The organism is Accumulibacter sp. (assembly GCF_032229525.1).
Lineage (GTDB): Bacteria > Pseudomonadota > Gammaproteobacteria > Burkholderiales > Rhodocyclaceae > Accumulibacter.
Window position 1 is genome coordinate 5,426 of record NZ_JAVTWB010000005.1, and the last position, 15,575, is coordinate 21,000.

General features: G+C 64.1%; 15 protein-coding genes. 6 read left to right on the top strand and 9 right to left on the bottom strand.

Annotation, left to right across the window (positions count from 1 at the left end; genetic code table 11):
- Window positions 1-1,075: hypothetical protein (locus RUW20_RS00265; RefSeq protein WP_313950180.1), on the top strand; the 1,075-nt coding region annotated here is incomplete at its 5' end.
- Window positions 1,076-1,569: 494 nt separating this feature from the next.
- A complete protein-coding gene (locus RUW20_RS00270; protein WP_313950181.1) occupies window positions 1,570-2,478 on the top strand; it encodes a PEP-CTERM sorting domain-containing protein in 909 nt (302 codons plus the stop codon).
- Between the two features lie 482 nt (window positions 2,479-2,960).
- On the opposite strand, the gene RUW20_RS00275 is transcribed toward RUW20_RS00270, so the two are convergent.
- From RUW20_RS00275 to RUW20_RS00300, 6 genes are all read right to left on the bottom strand, one after another.
- Window positions 2,961-3,701: a PEP-CTERM/exosortase system-associated acyltransferase gene (locus tag RUW20_RS00275; protein WP_313950182.1), complete on the bottom strand. Its 741-nt coding sequence runs from the start codon at window positions 3,699-3,701 to the stop codon at window positions 2,961-2,963.
- A 106-nt stretch (window positions 3,702-3,807) separates the two neighbouring features.
- Entirely contained in the window at window positions 3,808-4,329 is a 522-nt protein-coding gene (locus tag RUW20_RS00280) for a gamma carbonic anhydrase family protein (RefSeq protein WP_313950183.1), read from the bottom strand.
- 50 nt (window positions 4,330-4,379) lie between these two features.
- Window positions 4,380-5,600 (bottom strand): ABC transporter permease, encoded by a 1,221-nt coding sequence (locus tag RUW20_RS00285; RefSeq protein ID WP_313950184.1) that lies wholly within the window; start codon window positions 5,598-5,600, stop codon window positions 4,380-4,382.
- Window positions 5,594-6,304 carry an ABC transporter ATP-binding protein gene (locus RUW20_RS00290; protein WP_313950185.1) on the bottom strand — a complete coding sequence of 237 codons (711 nt, stop codon included), beginning with the start codon at window positions 6,302-6,304 and terminating at the stop codon, window positions 5,594-5,596. The genes RUW20_RS00285 and RUW20_RS00290 overlap by 7 nt, the downstream gene beginning before the upstream one ends.
- Window positions 6,304-7,524, bottom strand: coding sequence for an efflux RND transporter periplasmic adaptor subunit (locus RUW20_RS00295; RefSeq protein WP_313950186.1), 1,221 nt, complete (start codon window positions 7,522-7,524; stop codon window positions 6,304-6,306). The genes RUW20_RS00290 and RUW20_RS00295 overlap by 1 nt, the downstream gene beginning before the upstream one ends.
- Window positions 7,521-8,972, bottom strand: coding sequence for a TolC family protein (locus RUW20_RS00300; protein WP_313950187.1), 1,452 nt, complete (start codon window positions 8,970-8,972; stop codon window positions 7,521-7,523). Before RUW20_RS00300 ends, RUW20_RS00295 begins: the two co-directional genes overlap by 4 nt.
- 149 nt (window positions 8,973-9,121) lie before the next feature.
- Here RUW20_RS00300 and RUW20_RS00305 point away from each other — a divergent pair, with 149 nt between their 5' ends.
- Both RUW20_RS00305 and RUW20_RS00310 read left to right on the top strand, forming a co-directional pair.
- Window positions 9,122-9,490, top strand: a complete 369-nt coding sequence (locus tag RUW20_RS00305) for a DUF3301 domain-containing protein (RefSeq protein WP_313950188.1) — start codon at window positions 9,122-9,124, stop codon at window positions 9,488-9,490.
- Window positions 9,487-10,098: an ACP phosphodiesterase gene (locus RUW20_RS00310; protein ID WP_313950189.1), complete on the top strand. Its 612-nt coding sequence runs from the start codon at window positions 9,487-9,489 to the stop codon at window positions 10,096-10,098. Before RUW20_RS00305 ends, RUW20_RS00310 begins: the two co-directional genes overlap by 4 nt.
- 61 nt (window positions 10,099-10,159) lie before the next feature.
- Here RUW20_RS00310 and typA read toward each other — a convergent pair whose 3' ends face one another.
- Both typA and RUW20_RS00320 read right to left on the bottom strand, forming a co-directional pair.
- A complete protein-coding gene (gene typA / locus RUW20_RS00315) occupies window positions 10,160-12,001 on the bottom strand; it encodes a translational GTPase TypA (protein ID WP_313950190.1) in 1,842 nt (613 codons plus the stop codon).
- A gap of 80 nt (window positions 12,002-12,081) precedes the next feature.
- Complete coding sequence (locus RUW20_RS00320) at window positions 12,082-12,468, bottom strand: group II truncated hemoglobin (RefSeq protein WP_313950195.1); 387 nt, start codon at window positions 12,466-12,468, stop codon at window positions 12,082-12,084.
- A 328-nt stretch (window positions 12,469-12,796) separates the two neighbouring features.
- Here RUW20_RS00320 and RUW20_RS00325 point away from each other — a divergent pair, with 328 nt between their 5' ends.
- Window positions 12,797-13,321 carry a phasin family protein gene (locus tag RUW20_RS00325; RefSeq protein ID WP_313950191.1) on the top strand — a complete coding sequence of 175 codons (525 nt, stop codon included), beginning with the start codon at window positions 12,797-12,799 and terminating at the stop codon, window positions 13,319-13,321.
- Between the two features lie 259 nt (window positions 13,322-13,580).
- On the top strand, window positions 13,581-13,856 hold the full coding sequence (locus RUW20_RS00330) for an ArsR family transcriptional regulator (protein ID WP_313950192.1): 276 nt from the start codon (window positions 13,581-13,583) through the stop codon (window positions 13,854-13,856).
- Window positions 13,857-13,950: 94 nt separating this feature from the next.
- On the opposite strand, the gene RUW20_RS00335 is transcribed toward RUW20_RS00330, so the two are convergent.
- Window positions 13,951-15,390 carry a DUF294 nucleotidyltransferase-like domain-containing protein gene (locus RUW20_RS00335; protein ID WP_313950193.1) on the bottom strand — a complete coding sequence of 480 codons (1,440 nt, stop codon included), beginning with the start codon at window positions 15,388-15,390 and terminating at the stop codon, window positions 13,951-13,953.
- Between the last annotated feature and the right edge of the window lie 185 nt (window positions 15,391-15,575).

Consider the following 15,575-nt stretch of genomic DNA (forward strand, 5'->3'; position numbering starts at 1 on the left):
CTGGGAATCAAGTGAGATGGTCGCGCTGAGCCAGGAACAACAGCAGTTCATCCTGCAAAGCGCCATCCTGGCGCCGTCGGCGGATAACCACCATCGCCTGCGTTTTCAACTGAGCGACGATACTATCCGCATCCGCCATGTCGGGCAGCAGTTGCCTCCCGAGGGTGGCTACAAGCGAGTCCTTGCCCTGTTGTCACTCGGTGCTCTGGCTGAAAACCTGAAAATCGCCGCCACTCGCTTCGGCATGGCGACCGAAATGGGGTTAGTGCCCGACCCGGCGCGACCGGATCTGCTGCTCGAGGTCCGCGTCCGGCCCGATGGCGTGCCAGCCGATCCGCTGTGGCAGACCATCCCGCTGCGGCACACCAGCCGGCAACTACGTTTTCGCGGGCCGGCGATGAGCGACACCCAACGCGCCGAACTCGCTGCCGCAGTGCGCGCCTATCCCGCCAGCAGCCTGCTCTGGCTGGACGAAGGTGAAAGGCGCCAGCGTGCGTTGAGTCTGATGCGCCGTGCCGAGACCGAGCGCTTCCGCAACCCGATCCTGCACCAGGAGCTGTTCTCGGCCATCCGCTTCGACGTCGGCTGGCACAGCAGTTGCGCGGAGGGGTTGCCGCCCGGCAGCCTCGGCGTGGAGCCGCCACTACGACCCTTCTTCGCCATGCTGCGCAATTGGCGGGTGGCGCGCCTGGCCAATTTGATCGGGGCGCACCAGATGCTCGGCATCCGCTCGTGCTACCTGCCTTGCCGCCTGGCGCCACATCTGGGATTGCTGGCGGTAAAGAACCCCGGCAGCGAGTCCCTGTTCGACGCCGGGCGATCGTTCCAGCGCTTGTGGTTGGTCGCGACCGCACAGGGTCGCGTCCTGCAGCCGATGCCGGCTTCGGCGCTCTACGCCTGCCCCGGTGCGCCGGCAGAGGGCATCCCCGGTGCCTTGCAGCAGGGCCTGGCGGAAGGCTGGAAAGGACTACTGGGTGAGCTTGTCCCGCTAATGCTGTTCCGGATGGGCTCGGCCACCCGGTCGCCAGTGGTCAGCGGGCGGCGGCCGTTGGTGGACTATCTCGAGGGGGCTTGAGCTTCCCCTGGTCTGCGGCGCAGGCGTGGCGGCGGGCGGGATCAGGGCGATGGCCGCCCAACGCTTGCCGTGCCGGCGGGCCAGCAGACTGAATCCTTTTTTTCTTGGTGGCAGTCGTGTTCCGACGCCGGCGCCATCGCCAGCCTCAGTAATGGCATCAGCAGCACGCTGTGCCGGTCCTTCGCGGTTGCTGGCCCGTCTCCGTCTTAGTTGACTCCTTGCCGCCTGAGGTGGCCGGAGGGCGTCTACGCTGTTGGCTAGCATGGCGAACTCCAACCACGCAAGTTGTTTTGCGCGACGCTGAGTGTCGACTTTTTTTACACTTGCGCCTCGCGGACAGCAGCAAAACGCCGGTTTTTCGCTACGTGAAAAATAAATATGCTGCATTTTCAACGGGATAAAGTGCAATCACATGAGCTGGCATAACGATTGCTTTACTATTGCCGGGGACGCTGCATCAAGCGAGCTCACAAATTAACCAGGAGATACACAACATGAAAACGCTTAAAGTTTCGGTGATGGCAACCGCGATTTGCGCGGCAATGGGTTTCGCGGTGCCAGCCTCTGCGGGGCCTTCGGTAACAGGTGCCTTTGTCAACGGTCAGCAGCAATGGTCCGATGACAGCGGCGAAATCCTTATCGACGTGGATGGAAGCGGCGGTATTAGCAAGGGTGACTATTTGGTGGGCATCGTTGGCATGACCTCTTTCCCGACTTCGGGCGTGGGCGTCAACACAGTCACCCAGCTGACGGCAGCCTTCGCGACGGAAGTCCTGTCTGCTCCTTCTGCGCTGCCTGCCCTTGCTTGCGGTAATGCAGCACTTACCAGCTGCGCACTGTTTGAATTTGGGGCGGTAGCACTTGGCTTCAATCACGCGTGGGGTTTGGCCAACGCGGCCCTCGGCGGTTTGTTCACCACCACTTCCTTCCTCGCACCGAGTGGTGGTGCTTTGGATCCGGCCACCGTGGCCCTGTTCATTGAAGACAACCAAGCTGTCCCGACCGCGTTTGATCGGGACGGTGGCACCATGGTGAACGCGTTTAATACCGGCAGCGACGGTACCGTACGGGTCGGTGTCAAGATGGCTCCGGGTGATGCCTGGGCGGGGACTGGTCCGGCACTCTTGGGGCAGTTCTTTTCCGTTCCGTCGGGAACGGGCGTCGGAAGCTTTTCTATTAACGCGACGATTTATGATCAGAATTTCCCCGGCTATATCTTCGCTCCGTTGATTACCGCGAACGGTACTCTCAAGCCTACCAGCGGAAGTCAGTTCGTTGTTACCGACGACACCACCTTTGAGGTCAACATCCGCAAGTTGCCAGAACCCGGAACCCTGGCGCTCTTGGGCTTTGGCTTGCTGGGTCTGGCAGGCGGTAGCTTGAAGCGGCGTAAAATGTCCTGACCTGGGCTGGACACTGAGTCGTCGGCAGTACCCCTGGAAGCCCCTCTTTTCGAGGGGCTTCCGCTTTTGCGGGGACCAGAGAGGACGACAAGCAGTACGAGGGGAAAGCGGACCAAGGGCGAGCGCTCGCCAGGAGGAACAACAAGCGCGGGTCGAGGAAGCGCAGCTTGGCGTTGTGCCGTCCATCAGCTTCACGTTTGCGCCAGTAGCGCTGCCAGTTCGCGACAGAATGGTGGGCGCAAGGCGCCACCAGTGCGACCGCTACTGCGCTGCCTTGGCGCAGGAACGCGCTGGGTGAGCGGGGGATGCGCGAGAGCTCTCGACAGGCCTCAGTCAGCTGTTGCCAGGGCTGATCCTGGCTTTATCGCCGCGCCGCGTGGGGTTGCAGGCGATCAGACGGTTCTTGGCCAAGCGGGATGGCCGTCGGCCGTGGCCTGTACGGCGACCCCGCTCGGCGGATCGACCTTCAGCAGGCCCCGCCATCACTCCGTGCCGCAGGTGTAGCGCCCGGCGTCGGTCATCAGGTCCCACACCGGCCGGGCGACGCGCTTGATGTTCGGCAGGAATTCGTTGACGTCGCCCAGGCAGGGAATGCGCTGGCCATGATAGTCAACGATCGGGCCGATCTGCTGAAAGCTCACCCCGAAGCGGCTGATGAGTCGATACAGTGCCGGCTCCATGACGGCGTAGCAACGGGTCAGGCCGTGCGTGTGCATCATCCGGAGCTCGGCGGCAAACAAGCCCAGCGACAGGTGCGGCAGGATGCGACGCTCGTCCGGCTCGAAATACATTTCCACGTCGTCCGAGATGCCTGTTGCGCTGCCAGCCTCGCCAAGACGTTTCTTGAAGGCCTTGGAGACCGCGAAGCGGGACAGCTCACCTAAGCGACCTCGCTCCTGCGGATCGCGAACGGCCCGTCCTTCGTCAAAGTGGCAGTGGGTCTCGATGGGAAAGAGGGCCAGGGGAGCGGATCGGTCGGGCAGGATCATTCTGGCCGTCGCCGCGTAAGCAGCGGTGGCACGATGCCTGAGCAGGTAGTGCTGGGAGCGATCGTCGAAGGCGTCTCGCTCGATGCCGTTCGGGTGCTCTTCCGGTCGCTCGAAACCCGTCTCGACGACATACACCTGGTAGCGTAGCCGGAATACTTCCTCGCGCAGGTGGTCGTCGTCCGCGAGCAGCAGCTCGAAGTACTGGTTGAAAGCCGCGCTCAAGTCGGTCGCCATGCTGGCCTCGCAGATCGGGGAAGTGTTCGGGAGATCAGCCAGTCAAGGCTGGAAAATATCTTGACCTCTTGCGCTTGGGTCAAGCCGTGCACCCTGCAGACCCGCGCTACAGGGCTTCGAGTTCGCGCCGGTAGCGCTGGCAGTTGGCGACATAGTGCTCGGCGCTGTGCGCCAGGCGGGCAACTTCCTCCGTACTGAGCTGGCGCACGACCCTGCCGGGCGAGCCGACAATCAGCGAGTGATCGGGAAAGATCTTGCCTTCGGGGATCAGCGTGTTGGCGCCGACGATGCAGCCCTTGCCGATCACTGCATGGTTGAGCAGCACCGAGCCGATGCCGATCAGCGAGCCGTCGCCGATGGTGCAGCCGTGCAGCATCACCAGGTGGCCGACGGTGACGTTGCGGCCGATGGTCAGCGGCACGCCTTCGTCCGTGTGCAGTACCGAGTTGTCCTGGATGTTGCTGTTCTCGCCGACGATGATCGGGTCGTTGTCGCCGCGCAGGGTGGCGTTCCACCACACCGAGGCGTTCTTTGCCAGGCGAACGTCGCCGATGACGATGGCGGTGGCAGCGACCCAGCTCTGCGGGTCGATCTGCGGGTGTCGGGCGCCGATGGCAAAAATGGGCATGGGTCAGCTCTCGTGGTCGTTTTGGATCCGGCATTGTAGCCCCTGCCGGTCTATTGATGGCGCAGGGCGTCGATCGGGTCGAGCGCTGCTGCCCGGCGAGCGGGATAGAAGCCGAAGAAGATGCCGATGCCAGCGGCAACGCCGAAGGCGACCAAGACGGCGCCGCCGGAGACGACGATGGCCATGTCGGTGAGGGTGTTGATCAGCAGGGCGCCGCCGATACCGAGGATCAGGCCGACCAGGCAGCCGGCGACCGAGATGATCAGTGCTTCAAGCAGGAACTGGCTGAGGATGTCTTTCTGGCGGGCGCCGATGGCCATGCGGATGCCGATCTCGCGCGTTCGTTCGGTGACCGAGACGAGCATGATGTTCATGATGCCGATGCCGCCGACCAGCAGCGAGACCGAGGCGATGGCGCCGAGCAGGAGCGACATGACGCGGGTGGTTTCGGCTGCGGAATCGGCGGCGGCGGTGAGGTTGCGCAGATAGAAGTCGTCATCCTGGCCTTCGCGCAGGCGATGGCGCTGGCGAAGCAGGGCGATCATGCTGGTGCGCACCGCCGGCATTGCTTCGGCCGAGCTGGCCTGAACCATGACCAGTCGCACCGAGCCCGGAAAGGGGGTGCCGAAAACTTTGCGCTGGGCGGTGGTCAGCGGAATGATCACGGTATCGTCCTGGTCGCGCCCGTCGAGGTTTTGCCCCTTCTTGCCGAGCACCCCGATGACCAGGAATGGACTCTGCTGGATGCGGATGGTCTTGCCGACCGGATCGTCGGCGGCGAACAGGTTGTCGGCGGTGGTCTGGCCGATCAGCGCGACGCGGGTGGCCGAGCGCACGTCGGAGTCGCCGAAAGGGTAACCGCCGACGATCGCCCAGGCGCGGGCATCGAGGTAGGCGGGGGTAGTGCCGATGACCGTCGCGCTCCAGTTGTTCGGGCCGTAGACCAGCTGCTGCCGGCCTTGATGGATCGGCGCGACGTGACTGACGCCGTCGAGTTCGGCGATCGCCGCGGCGTCGGCGACGGTGAGCGAGGGACCGCCGCCACCGCCGCTGCGCAGGCCACCGGCGCTGGTCGAGCCGGAGATCAGGATGTACAGGTTGCTGCCCATGGTGCTGATGGTCTGCGCCACGGCATACTGAGCCCCCTGACCGATGGCCATCATCAGCACCACCGAGCCGACCCCGATCACCATGCCGAGCATGGTCAGCACGGTGCGCAGGCGGTTGGCGCCCATCGCGTTCCAGGCTTCGCCGAGCATGGCCTTCAGCATGCGGCGAGTGCTCCGCTCGGCGTCGCCACGTCGCTGACGATCCGGCCGTCGAGAAAGCGTACCTGCCGCCGTGCCCAGGTGGCGATCGCCGCCTCGTGGGTGACGATGACGAGGGTGATCCCTTCGCCATTGAGTTCGGCAAAGACGCGCATGATCTCGGCGCTGGTCTGGCTGTCGAGGTTGCCGGTCGGTTCGTCGGCGAGGATCAGTGGCGGCGAGTTGACCAGAGCGCGGGCGATCGCCACGCGCTGCTGCTGGCCGCCGGAGATGCGGCTGGGCAAGGAGCCCGCATAGCCGTCGAGGCCGACGCGGGTGAGCACGCGGCGCGCCCGCTGACGTCGCTCGTCGCGTTCGACGCCAGCGTAGACCAGCGGTAGCGCGACGTTGTCTTCGAGCGTCATCCGCGGCAGCAGGTTGAAACCCTGGAAGACGAAGCCGATGGTGCGGTTGCGCAGCGACGCCAGGGCGTCGTGGCCGAGATGAGCCACTTCGTGACCAGCCAGGACATAGTCGCCACTGCTCGGCGTATCGAGGCAGCCGAGCAGGTTCATGAAGGTCGATTTGCCGGACCCGGACGGGCCCATGATGGCCACGAATTCGCCCGTTGCGATGCTTAGATCGACGCCCCTGAGGGCCGGGAACGGTCCGGCGGCAGTGGTGTAGGACTTGCCCAGCCCGGCGACGCGAATGAGCGGCGGCGACATCAGAACAAGCGCATGCCGACGCTGCTCGGCTTGTCGCCCGAGTTGGCCGGGTTCTCGCCAACCACCACCCGGTCGCCCGCCTGCAGCTCACCGCCCAGCACCTCGGTGTTGCGGTTGTCGGTGATCCCCAGTTGCACGCTCACCGCTTTCAGCGCGCCGTGCTCGATGAGGTGCACGGTGCCGCTGCTGCCAGCGGGTTCGCTGCCTTTGTCCTTGTCTTTGCCGGTCCGCTCGCCGGGCCCTTTGGCGGGCCGCTTGTCGCCGGCTAGCGGCCGCTCGCCGGCGCCCGTGTCGTCCGCGGGCGGTTTGAAACGCAGGGCCGCGTTGGCCACCAGCAGGACATTCTGGCGGCTGGCGACGGCGATGCTGACGTAGGCGGTCATCCCCGGCAGCAGGATGTGTTCCGGGTTGGAAAGTGAAACGCGAACGTTGTAGGTGACGACGTTCTGCTGCGTCGTCGGGTTGAGGCGAATTTGCTGTACCTGGCCCTGGAAGCTGCGTTCCGGGAAAGCGTCGACGGTGAAACGGACCGGCTGCCCCGGCCTGATCTTGCCGATATCGGCTTCGGCGAAGCTCGAGTCGATGCGCATCTCCGAGAGGTCCTGGGCGATCTTGATCAGGGTCGGCGTCTGCAGGCTGGCGGCGACCGTCTGCCCGAGGTCGACGACACGGTCGACGACGACGCCGGAAACCGGAGAGCGGATCGTCGTGTAGCGCAGATTGACCTGGTCCTTGTCGGCCGCCGCCCGGGCCTGGGCGAGCTGCGCCGCGGTAGAGCGGCGCGCCTGCACCGCCTGCTCGAGTTCCTGACGCGAGACGTATTCCTGTTCGAACAGGGCTGTCATGCGGGCCTCGTTGGCCCGCGCCAGATCGAGCGCGGCCGAGACGTTGAGCACGTTGGCTGCCGACTGCCGGGCCTGGGCGGCGAGCAGCGAGTCGTCGAGTTCCAGCAGTGGCTGTCCTTTCTCCACCTTGTCGTTGAAATCGACATACAGCCTGGTGACCGTTCCGGAGACCTGGGTGCCGACGTTGACCAGCACCACCGGGTTGAGCGTGCCGTTGGCCGAGACGGTCTGCGTGATGTCGCTGACGGCGACGACCTGGGTCTTGTAGCGCTGTTCGGGCGAGCGGGCGGCGTTCTGGCGCTGCCAGTAGACGCCGCCCGCGGCGACCGCGACGACGAGTAGGGCGATGGCCGACTTCCTGAGCGATATTTTCATTGCGTTCGAGTCTTGGATGGGGCGCTGACGGAGAGCAGCAGACTGCTGTCGAGAATGCCGATGGCCCTGGCCAGTGCCGCCCGCGAAACCTGCCAGTCGAGCATCGCCTGGATGCGTTGCAAGCGCGCCGCGGCCAGTGCGCTCTGCGCGTTGAGCACGTCGAGAATGTTGCCGACGCCGGCCTTGTAGCGGCCGAGGGCGACGCGCTCGGACTGTTCGGCGCTGGCCAGCAGGTCGGCGGTCGTCCTGATCGTCTGGCTGGCCGTGGTCAGGCTCTGGTAGGCTTCCCAGACGTCGAGGGCCACCTGCTGGCGGGTGTTGTCGACGCGGGCGGCCTGGACATCGCTGCGCGCTTCTGCGGCGCGGACGTTGTAGGTGGTGTTGAAACCGGAGAACAGCGGCAGGCTGAGGGTCAGGCCGATCGAATTGCCGTGGGTCGACAGGCCACCGAGCTCTCCCCAGTTGGGGCCTGCGTTCAGCGAGATCGTCGGCAGCCCGGCGGCGCGCGCGTAGTCGACGCCCGATTGCGCTGCCTTCAGCTCGGCTTCGGCCGCCTTGAGCTCCGGCCGCCGCTGCCGCGCTTCGCTGATCAGCGCGGCGACGTCACGCTCGAAAGTGGCGTCGGGGGTTGCCGATGGAATTTCGTCGAGCCGCAGCGGCTGGTTGGCGTCCAGTCCCATGACCCTGGCCAGCCTTCCGAAGGCGTTGCGCAACACCCCTTCGGCGCGGATCCGGTTGAGTGTCGCCTGTGACCAGGCAGTCTGCGCCTGCAGGCGGTCAGCCGGCGTGCCGGTCCCGACGCGATAGCGGACTTCGGCCGCCGTCAGGCTCTCGCGGCTGGCTTTCTCCGATTCGAGCGCGGCGGTGACCGCGGCGCGCGCCGCCTGGGTGTTGTAGTAGGACTGCAGGGCGTCGAGAAAGACGCTTTGTACGGTGGCATCGAGTGTCGCCGACGCGGCGCTCAGCAGTTGCCGGGCGGCTTCGAGATTGGCCGAGCGGGCGCCGAAGTCGACCAGCAACCAGGAGAGGGTCAGCGAAGCGGAGCGTTGGCTGGCGCTTTGCGAATTGATGGTCTGCCGGCCGGCCGCCAGGCGACCATCGATTCCCGGCAGGAAATCGGACTGCGCCAGTCCGACCTGCGCCGCCTGCACGCGGGCAAAGGACCACACTTCGCGGGTCGTCGGATTTTTGCACAGTGCCAGGTCAACGACTTCGAGGACGCCGTAGACGGCGTCGGCCGGCAACGCCTGGCACGGCAGATAGCTGCTGTCCCGACCGGACAGCGCGAGGGCCGGGCGGGGTGGCGTGATCGCGCGGGTGTCGAACGGATCGCTGGCTTCCAGCGCCGGCAGGTCGGCTGCAAGCACGGCAAGCAGCGTGGCGATCGTTGCGAGGAGGGGAGCAGCGCGGCGGGGCGGCGAACCGGGTCGGGATGTAGTGTTGGCCATTTTTCGCTAGTATAGCCAAGCGCGTGCCAGCCGCTGGTCAGCTTTGCGACTGACCAGTCATTCTGCGGCACGGCATTCTGCCGGACAATGCCGCGCCGCCGGCGCAGCACCGAGCGGGCACCTGCCGTAGGGGTCACATGATGTCCTGGATGGAAACGCTCAGCCTGTTGCTCATGCTCGCCGCCGGCTGGTTCTGGATCGACAGCTTCAAGGCCCGCGAGGCGGGCATTCGCGCCGTGCGCGCCGCTTGTGATGCGGAAGAGCTGCAACTGCTCGACGACACGGTCGCGCTGGGGTCGCTGCGCCCGGGGCGCGACGACGATGGCAGGATGCGCCTGCGCCGCGTCTATCACTTCGAGTACAGCGACACCGGCGACAATCGTCGCAATGGCCATGTCACGCTGCTTGGCAGCGAACTGGTGATGCTGCATCTGCCGCACACGCATCGATCCGGGCTGCGCTTGGTGTCGCCCACCGGCGAGGAGCCGAATCGGCATTTTCCCCACCTGCCGTCGTGAACTATCTGGCCCACGCGCTGCTGGCCGGTGCGGATGAAGATCTTCGCTTGGGCGGCTTGCTCGGCGATTTCGTCAAGGGGCCGCTAGTGCCGGCGCCCCGGGGTTTGAGTGCGGCCGTGGTGCACGGCCTCCGCCTGCATCGGCGAATCGACAGTTTTGCCGATACGCATCCGGCCTTTGTCCGCAGCCGGCTGAGGATCAGCGCCGAACGTCGCCGCTACAGCGGGATCATCATCGACATGTTCTACGATCACTTCCTCGCCGTGCACTGGGCACGTTTTGCGCAACAGCCTCTCGAGTCTTTTGCCGCCGGCGTTTACGCCCTGCTGGAGCGGCGACCCTTACCCGAGCGGCTGGCGCAGATCCTGCCCAGAATGCGCCAGGAGAACTGGCTCACCAGCTACCGTCAGCCGGCCGCGGTAGGCCGGGCGCTCGACCAGATCGCCGTTCACCGCCTCAGGCGAAGCAGTCGTCTGGGCGGAGCGGGGTGCGAGCTGGCGGTGCACTATGGCGAGTTCGAGCGCGATTTTCTCGAATTCTTTCCGGCGGCGATGGTCTTTGCCGAAAGCTTCCGGGCAGTTGGTCAGGGTGCCGTGCGCGAGCCCTGAGGCGCCGCGGGGGTGGCGCCGGCGATGAAGTTATCGGCGCCGTTGGGCTATTTATCGGGTCCTAGCCTTCGCGCGACGCCCGCTTGCGCTCGTGTTCCGTCAGGAAGCGTTTGCGAATGCGGATGCACTTCGGGGTGATTTCGACCAATTCGTCGTCGGCGATGAATTCGACCGCCGACTCGAGTGACAGCGCGACCGGGGGCACCAGGCGCACCGCCTCGTCGGTACCCGACGAGCGCACGTTGGTCAGTTGCTTACCCTTGATCGGATTGACCACCAGGTCGTTCTCGCGGCTGTGGATGCCGATCACCATGCCCTCGTAGAGTCTGTCGCCCGGGCTGCTGAACATGCGCCCGCGGTCCTGTAGTTTCCATAGTGAATAGGCGACGGCTTCGCCCCGTTCGGCCGAGATCAGTACGCCGTTGCGGCGGCCCGGGATGTCACCCTTGACTGGCGCATACTCATCGAAGACGTGGCTGATCAGCCCGGTGCCGCGCGTCAGGTTGAGAAACTCGCCCTGGAAACCGATCAGGCCGCGGGCCGGGATACGGTATTCAAGGCGGACGCGCCCGCGCCCGTCCGACGACATGTCCTGCAGGTCGCCGCGACGATAGCCGAGCGCTTCCATGACCCCACCCTGATGCGTTTCCTCGACGTCAAGGGTGAGCATTTCATACGGCTCGCACTGCTCGCCGTCGATCTCCTTGACGATCACCCGCGGGCGGCCGACTGCCAGTTCGTAGCCTTCGCGACGCATGGTCTCGAGCAGGATGGTCAAATGCAGTTCTCCGCGCCCGGAAACCAGGAAGCTGTCGGTGTCGGCGGTCTCCTCGACGCGCAGCGCCATATTGGTCAGCAACTCCTTGCGCAGGCGCTCGCCGATCTGCCGGCTGGTGACGAACTTGCCTTCGGTGCCGGCGTACGGGGAGTTATTGACCATGAAGGTCATGTTCAGCGTCGGCTCGTCGATCAGCAGCATCGGCAGCGCTTCGGGCTGCTCGGTGGAGGTGATGGTGCAGCCGATCGACAGGTCTTCCATGCCGGTGACCAGGACAATGTCGCCGGCGACTGCTTCGTCCAGGGCCACTCGTTCCATGCCGCGAAAGCCGAACACCTGATTGACCTTCGCGGTCTTCGGTGCGCCATGCTCGAACTTGCCATCGGCATCGGCCTGGCCGTACATCACGGTGACCTGCTGCGCTGGCTTCAGGCGTCCACGCTGTAGCCGGCCAATACCGATGCGCCCGACGTAGCTCGAGTAATCGAGCGCCGAAATCTGCAGTTGCAGCGGGCCATCGATTTCGTCGATGTGTGGCGGGGGAACGTGCTTGAGAATGGTCTCGAACATCGGCCGCATGTCCGCTGAGGGCTCGGCCATGTCGAGCGTCGCGTAGCCGTTGAGTGCCGAAGCGTAAATTACCGGGAAGTCGAGTTGCTCGTCGTTGGCGCCGAGCTTGTCGAACAGGTCGAAGGTATGGTCGACTACCCAGTCCGGTCGCGCGCCATCACGGTCGACTTTGTTGACCACGACGATCGGTTTCAGACCGAGCGCCAGTGCTTTCTTGGTGACAAAGCGTGTCTGCGGCATCGGGCCTTCAACCGCGTCGACCAGGAGCAGGACACCATCGACCATTGACAGCACGCGTTCGACTTCGCCGCCGAAGTCGGCGTGTCCCGGCGTATCGACGATATTGATGTGCACACCCGCGTAGTCGACCGCCAGATTCTTGGCCAGAATCGTGATCCCGCGCTCTTTTTCGAGGTCGTTCGAATCCATCATCCGCTCGGTGATGTGCTGGTGGGCGGAGAAGCTGCCCGCCTGCACCAGCAGCTTGTCGACCAGGGTGGTCTTGCCGTGGTCGACGTGGGCGATGATGGCGATGTTGCGGACAGCACGGGACATGTTGGGTCAAGCCTCTGAAGAAAGCCGATCATTCTAGCACAGGCACGCCACGCTTGCTGCACTGCAAAAATGACGCCTGCCTAGGTCGGCTGGTTGCGCATGAAGTCGGCGGTGTTGAAGAAGGACAGCAACAGCTTTTGGCGAAGCCCGTCTTCGATGCCCACCGACTCCATCGCCAGCAGCATGCAGGCGACCCACTGGTCCCGTTCGGCTGTGCCGATGGCGAAGGGCAGGTGGCGGCGGCGCAGCATCGGATGGCCGATGTTCTGGACGTAGAGATCTGGCCCGCCCAGCCATCCGGAGAGAAACATGAACAGCTTGTCGCGCGAGGACTGCAAGTCGGCAGGGTGCAGGGCGCGAATCGTCGCAAACTGCGGCACCGTTTCCATCAGTTGGTAGAAGCGCTGGCAGAGGCCGGCCACTGCCGCTTCGCCGCCGATGAGGAGGTATGGCGTTTCTTCCTGCACGATGCTGCTCTCCCTGGTCAATTGATCACTGCTTGCGGGCGCCGCGCCTGAAGCAAGTGGCGCCTGTCCGATGCACGTGCATGCCGTCTGGCGCCCTGACCGGGCGCGTGACCGCAAAACGCCTTTTTGTCCGGCGCCGAACGGCCGATTGCAACACCGGGCGAGTCGTTCGGCGGCTTGACGTTAGGCGGTGCTGCAGTGCAGCAAAAAGTGTTGACAATCCCTGCGCAAGGGCTAAAATGAATTATTCGCTGCAGTGCAGCAATTGGCCTCGAGTGGCGGTGATGCCGGGGTGCCGCCTCGATTTCACAACTTCAAGGAGAGTACCGTGTACAACCTAGCTGAGCAATTCACCAAGACCAACATGGCCGGCCTGGAGGCGCTGAAGTCTGTCGTCAATGCGTCCTTCGACGGGATGGGCAAGCTGGCTGCCTTGAACCTGCATACGGCCCGCGCCGTCGCAGCACGTAATGCCGAGAGCTTCAAGGCTCTGGCGGGCGTGAAGGATCTGGCGGGTCTGAAAGCGCTGCAGCATCCGATGGCGATTTCGGCCGTTTCGCAGTCGGTCGCCTACTCGCGTCGTGCGTATCAGATCTGCAATGAATCGTCGAGCGCTGTAACGCAGGTCTTCGGGAGTCAGCTTTCGCAGGCCGGCAGGGGCGCGGTCGGCGCGCTTGCCGAGGGTAAGAAGAAGGCGTCGCCAGTCCTTGATCTTGCCACTGGCAGCGGCAAGATGCTGATGGCAATGGCCCGTTCGGCGTATGCCAACGTCGGCCAGCTTACCGCGCCGGTGACTGAAAAAGCGCCTACGACAGCCGTCACCGTCGGCAAGCCAGTCAAGAAAACGGCCTGAACCTGCGCCTGCAAGCTGTTTGTTCGGGCTGGCCCGTTCAGCAAGACCCGGTGCCATGGCACCGGGTTTTTTGTGTCTGACTGGACGGCCCGTTGGGCCCGTTTGGTTCGTACCGGTGCGACCGTCGCAGGAGAGGGGTATGGCACGCTGTGCCCCCTGACAAGCGAGAAGGCGCAGGCGCGATTTGCCAGAACGGTGCTCGCGGCGCACACTACATCGTTTCGCCAACTGGCGAAGGCTTTTTTTTTGGGGATAGTAGATGACCGATTCGATTCTTGGTTTCTTGCGAGCCAATGGCGAGCAACTCGATGTTGACATCTCCGAGTCGCTCAATATTCCGATCGGGGAGTTGCGCGACGTGGTTGCGCGCCTCGCTTCATCGGGTGACCTGATTTGTTGCCGGGTGACCCGCTTCATCGATGGCCGGAAGATCGAAGGCACCAGCTGCCGGTTATCGTGCGACCCGCCGACCCCGGCGCGCGGACGTAAACCGGGAGTGAAGAAGACTGACGATACGGAAACCAACACCTACTGAGGGGACCCGTTTCGTAGCACCGGCGTAGCCAGCCGGCCTGTTTCCGCCGCGCCACCCGGGAAATCGCGGCTCCTCCGGGTGGCCCCTGCTTAGCTTATCTGAGCAGATGCAGGTGGAAGTGAGCCTTGATGAATTCCTGGAATTTCTCAACCCCCTTGAGGGCGATTTGCAGCCTGCCGAGTTCCATCATGTTGAGTCGTGCCAGCGGAATGTAGTTGTCCGGCTTGCGCCCCTCTTTCAGTGCTTCGACCTGTCCGCGCAGGCGCATCAGAACCAGGAAGTCGAAGGTTTCAGCGACGTTGTCGGCCATTTTCTGGTTGATCACCTTGTCCTTGACCAGCGCTTCCAGGCGCTGGTGAGTGCTGCCATTTAGCTTGCCCGCCTGAATGGCCAGGGCCTTGACACCCTCGGAAATGGCAAAGATGCCGGCCTTCTTGATCTCCAGCATCCCCGAGTGTTCGCCGCCGCTTTCCCCCTTGACCTTGCCGAACCAGCCCAGAGGTGGGGCAAAACGCAAGGTGCTTTCGACCATGCGCATGAGGAACAACTTGTCGCGCCGCACGTGCGCGTACAGCTGTGTCTTGAGTTCGTTTTCGAAGGAGCTGTCGCCGTAGATCGTACGAATGTCGACAAAGGTGCCACAACTGAGGACGTGTTTTGGGGTGGGGGTTCGTAGCCAGCGGTCGAGCTGATCCGTCCACTTGCCGATGCTACGCCGCCATTCCTTGTTCTTGGCCATGATGCCGCCGGGGCAGGGCGGGATGCCAATGGCGATCAGCGAATCGACCAGCACCTGCGAGAACTCCTCGATCTGCTCGACTTCGTCGGTGCTGAGTTCATCACCATAGACGATGGCGTTGTCCTGATCGGTGAGCAGCGTCTGCTCGCCGCGCCCCTCGCTGCCGAGCACGACAAAGGCGAAGCGCGCCGGCAGGTTGGCGAAGCGGTCGGCACGCAACAGCGCAATCAGGCGCAGAAGAATCTGGTCGTTGAGGTGGGCAATCAGACGCACCATGTCGCGGGTGCTGGTGCCGCTGCCGCTGAGATGCAGAACCAGACTCTGGATTCTCCCGTACACCACCTTCACTTCGTCGATATCCTGGGCGTTCTCGATATCGAGGACCAGTTGCTGCGGTGAGTGTGACTGCAAGCGGATGATGTCGCTGTCGGTGATGATGCCGGTGAGCCTGCCCTTGCCATCGACCACCGCCAGACGATGGACCTTCTTGCGCGACATCCGGTAGAGCGCCTCGTAGAGCAGGTCATTTTCGCCAATCACCGACAACGGGCTGTTCATGATCGCCCGGACGGCGAGCGTCGACGGGTCGATACCCGAAGCGACCACCTTGTTGCGCAGATCGCGGTCGGTCATGATCCCGCTCGGCAGCTTGTCGTCACAGACCACGACGCTGGAGATATTCTTCTCGCGCATGATCCTGACGACGTCCACCAGCGCATCATCCGGTCGGCAGGTGACGACGGTGCGCTGGCAGAAATCCTTCACCGGGCGAAAAAACTGACCTTCCTCAGCCATTGTCTGCGGTTCCTTGTTCTTGGGTTTGGTGGCCGGGTTGGGCGGGCGCACGCCTTGGGGGAAAAGCGCCGGACCAGAAGCGATCAATCCGCAATTCTAGCATCGGCGACAGGCGCGGGTCTGTCCAGCCCGCTGGCACGCCCTACGCCATAGTCTTCGCCTGTGCGGGATTGGCGGCTGCCGTT